This window comes from Micromonospora arida, from assembly GCF_003857035.1.
Taxonomy (GTDB): domain Bacteria; phylum Actinomycetota; class Actinomycetes; order Mycobacteriales; family Micromonosporaceae; genus Micromonospora; species Micromonospora arida.
Genome location: NZ_QGSY01000125.1, coordinates 1 through 3,423, shown reverse-complemented (window position 1 = coordinate 3,423; position 3,423 = coordinate 1). Strand labels below are relative to the sequence as shown.

Sequence of the window (3,423 nt, the reverse complement as noted above, 5' to 3'; positions counted from 1 at the left end):
GTCGGGCGACGGCGCGGCGGACATGGCTGCTCCGGGCGGGAGTGGGTATGGGACGAACGGGCCGTGGACGGGAGCGCCAAACCCGCCGAGAGACTGTCGCACCCGAAGGCGTGTCGCAACCCCGCCCTCCGGAGCGGGGCGTGAGCGCCTGTGACGCTCGTCCCGTTGTGGCCGCGCAGGCCCTGATCGCTCAGATTCCGTGATTGATAACCCGACTTTCGAGCAACCAGCATGAGTGAAACTGGGTTAGGCTGCGGGCCATGTGTGGAATCGTGGGATACGCGGGCGCGCGCCCCGCACTCGGCATCGTCCTCGACGGGCTGCGGCGGCTGGAATACCGTGGCTACGACTCGGCAGGCGTCGCGATCGTCTGCGCCGACCAGCTGCTGACCGAGAAAAAGGCCGGCAAGCTGGCCAACCTGGAAAAGGTGCTGTCCGAGCGGGCCGCCGACGACCCGACCTCCTGCGCGGCCAGCCCGATCGGCATCGGTGACGGCACCACCGGTATCGGGCACACCCGGTGGGCCACCCACGGCGGCCCGACCGACCGCAACGCCCACCCACACGTCGCCCCGGACGGGCGGGTCGCGGTGATCCACAACGGCATCATCGAGAACTTCGCCAAGCTCCGCGCCGAGCTGGAGGCCGACGGCGTCCAGTTCACCAGCGACACCGACACCGAGTGCGCCGCACACCTGCTCGCCGCCGCGCTGGCCGATCTGCGCGCCGCCGGACAGCCGGACAGCCCGCAACTGCTCGCCGCCGGCATGCGCGTGGTCTGCCAACGACTGGAGGGTGCGTTCACCCTGCTCGCGGTGGACGCCGCCGTGCCCGGTGCGGTCGTCGGCGCCCGGCGCAACTCGCCGCTGGTGGTCGGCCGGGGCGACGGGGAGAACTACCTGGCCAGCGACGTGGCCGCGTTCATCGAGCACACCCGGGAAGCGGTCGAGCTGGGCCAGGACCAGATCGTGCTGATCACCGGTGACAGCATCGAGATCACCGACTTCGAGGGCCAGCCCGCCGCCGGCAAGGACTTCCACATCGACTGGGACTCCTCGGCCGCGGAGAAGGGCGGCTACGACTGGTTCATGCTCAAGGAGATCGAGGAGCAGCCGCAGGCCATCGCCGACACGCTGCTGGGCCGGCTCACCGAGAGCGGTGAGATCGCTCTCGACGAGGTCCGCCTCAGCGACCAGGATCTGCGCGACGTCGACAAGATCTTCATCGTGGCCTGCGGCACGGCGTACCACGCCGGCATGGTCGCCAAGTACGCCATCGAGCACTGGACCCGGATCCCGTGCGAGGTGGAGCTGGCCAGCGAGTTCCGCTACCGCGACCCGGTGCTCGACCGGTCCACGCTGATCGTGGTCATCTCGCAGTCCGGCGAGACGATGGACACCTTGATGGCGCTGCGCCACGCCAAGGAGCAGAAGGCCCGGGTGCTGGCGATCTGCAACACCAACGGCTCGACCATCCCCCGCGAGTCGGACGCCGTGCTCTACACCCACGGTGGGCCGGAGATCGCCGTCGCCTCCACCAAGGCGTTCCTCACCCAGGTCGTCGCCTGCTACCTGATCGGCCTGCACCTGGCCCAGGTGCGCGGGATCAAGTTCGCCGACGAGGTGGGCGCTGTGGTCGCGCAGTTGCAGGAGATTCCCGGCAAGCTGCGTGAGCTGCTCGACCGGATCGAGCCCGTCCGCGAGCTGGCCCGGGACCTGAAGTCCGAGCCGACAGTGCTGTTCATCGGCCGGCACGTCGGCTACCCGGTGGCCCTGGAGGGCGCGCTGAAGCTCAAGGAGCTGGCGTACATGCACGCCGAGGGCTTCGCCGCCGGTGAGCTGAAGCACGGCCCGATCGCCCTGATCGACAAGGGCACCCCGGTGATCTGCGTGGTGCCCTCGCCGGTGGGCCGGGGCATGCTGCACGACAAGGTCGTCTCCAACATCCAGGAGGTCCGGGCGCGCGGCGCGCGGACCATCGTGATCGCGGAGGAGGGCGACGAGGCGGTCGTCCGGTACGCCGACCACCTGATCTACGTGCCGCGTACGCCCACCCTGCTGGCCCCGCTCGTCACCACGGTGCCGTTGCAGGTGCTCGCCGCCGAGATCGCCGCCGCCCGGGGGCACGACGTGGACCAGCCCCGCAACCTGGCCAAGTCGGTCACCGTCGAGTAGCCACCGCCCATGTCCGGAACCCCGGTCGCCGTACCTCGCGGCGGCCGGGGTTTCGTCATCACCGGCCCAGCACGACACGGGCCATCCCGTCCAGCGCCGGGTTTCCCGCTTCCCAGTAGCCGGTGTGCCCGCCTCGGCCGCTGGAGAACACCCGCCCGCCGAAGCCGGGATCGGCCGGGTCGTGACCGAACCACAGCTCGTGCCCCGTCCGGCCCGGCCAACCCAGCACGGCGGCGAGCGGTGCCGCGCCGAACAGGGCCCGTCGGCCCAGCTCCTCCGGTGGCCGGGCCGCCCGGATCACGTCGTCGGGGGCGCTGCTCGCCCAGACCTCCCCGGGTGGCACGCCCAGCTTGGCGGCGTGCGACGCGCCGACACCGGGGGAGCCGACGAAGACCAGCGCGTCCGCGGCGAGCCCGTGCTCCCGGGCGGCCACCCCCACCACCAGCGACCCGTAGCTGTGCCCGAGCACGGTCTGCCGTGCCGGCGGCCCCTCGTGGCTGGCCCGCAGCCCCTCCTGGAAGCGGTGCAACGCCGGGCCGGCGTCCCGGGCCTGACCCGCTGAGGCGGCCTCGGTCAGGAAATCCGGAGCGTCGTAGTCCAACCAGAGCACCGCCGCGCTGCGCTCACCCGGGGCGAGCGCGGCGCACCGCTCCAGCACCCGGGCCGCCCTGCCCAGCTCGCCGGGGGCGTCGTCCAGGCCGGCGGTCATCCCCGGCACGTAGGTCAACACCCGGTCGGCATGATCCGGGTCGCCGAGCGCCACCACCGCCCGGCCCTCCCCGGCCGGATCCAACCCGAGCAGGTACGCCCGCGGCGCGTCGCCGGCCGTCAACCGCTCGACCAGCGCGTCCAGGCCGGCCAACCGTCCGACCACCCCACGCAGCCGGATCGCTGCGAGCGGCCCCGGCGGCACCCGGGACAGCAGCCGTCGCCGCTCGGCCAGCAGCTCCCCACGCCAGACGTCGAGCCGTAACCGGTTGGCCTGGTCGCGGGCGGCCACCGGCAGCCCGTCCAACCGGCCGACCAGGGCCGGCTCACGCGCGATCAGCCACCGTCGCTGCGCCGGGGTCAACCCGGACCACCAGGCGCTGACCAGCGCGGGCGCGGCGCCGAGGGCCGGTCGACCGGGCGGGGGCGGGGACGCCCAACCGGTGCCGGCGGCCCTGGCCAGGTCATCCAACCGGTCGGCGGCGGCCCGGTCCGCGGCGGCTGCCGCGTCGAGCGCGGCCCGCAGGGCCGCGGCCAGCGC

At 72.9% G+C, this 3,423-nt stretch carries 2 protein-coding genes; one reads left to right on the top strand and one right to left on the bottom strand.

Features of this window, described 5'->3' with window-relative positions; genetic code table 11:
• Window positions 1-260 precede the first annotated feature (260 nt).
• Window positions 261-2,174, top strand: a complete 1,914-nt coding sequence (glmS, locus tag DLJ58_RS06825; RefSeq protein WP_091402308.1) for a glutamine--fructose-6-phosphate transaminase (isomerizing) — start codon at window positions 261-263, stop codon at window positions 2,172-2,174.
• A gap of 58 nt (window positions 2,175-2,232) precedes the next feature.
• Here the strand turns inward: glmS and DLJ58_RS06820 are convergent.
• Window positions 2,233-3,423 (bottom strand): alpha/beta hydrolase (locus DLJ58_RS06820; RefSeq protein ID WP_124854363.1); only part of this gene is annotated, 1,191 nt, incomplete at its 5' end.

Excerpts from the sequence above, each read along its gene's own strand:
- glmS (WP_091402308.1), top strand. The coding sequence starts at position 261 with ATGTGTGGAATCGTGGGATACGCGGGCGCGCGCCCCGCACTCGGCATC.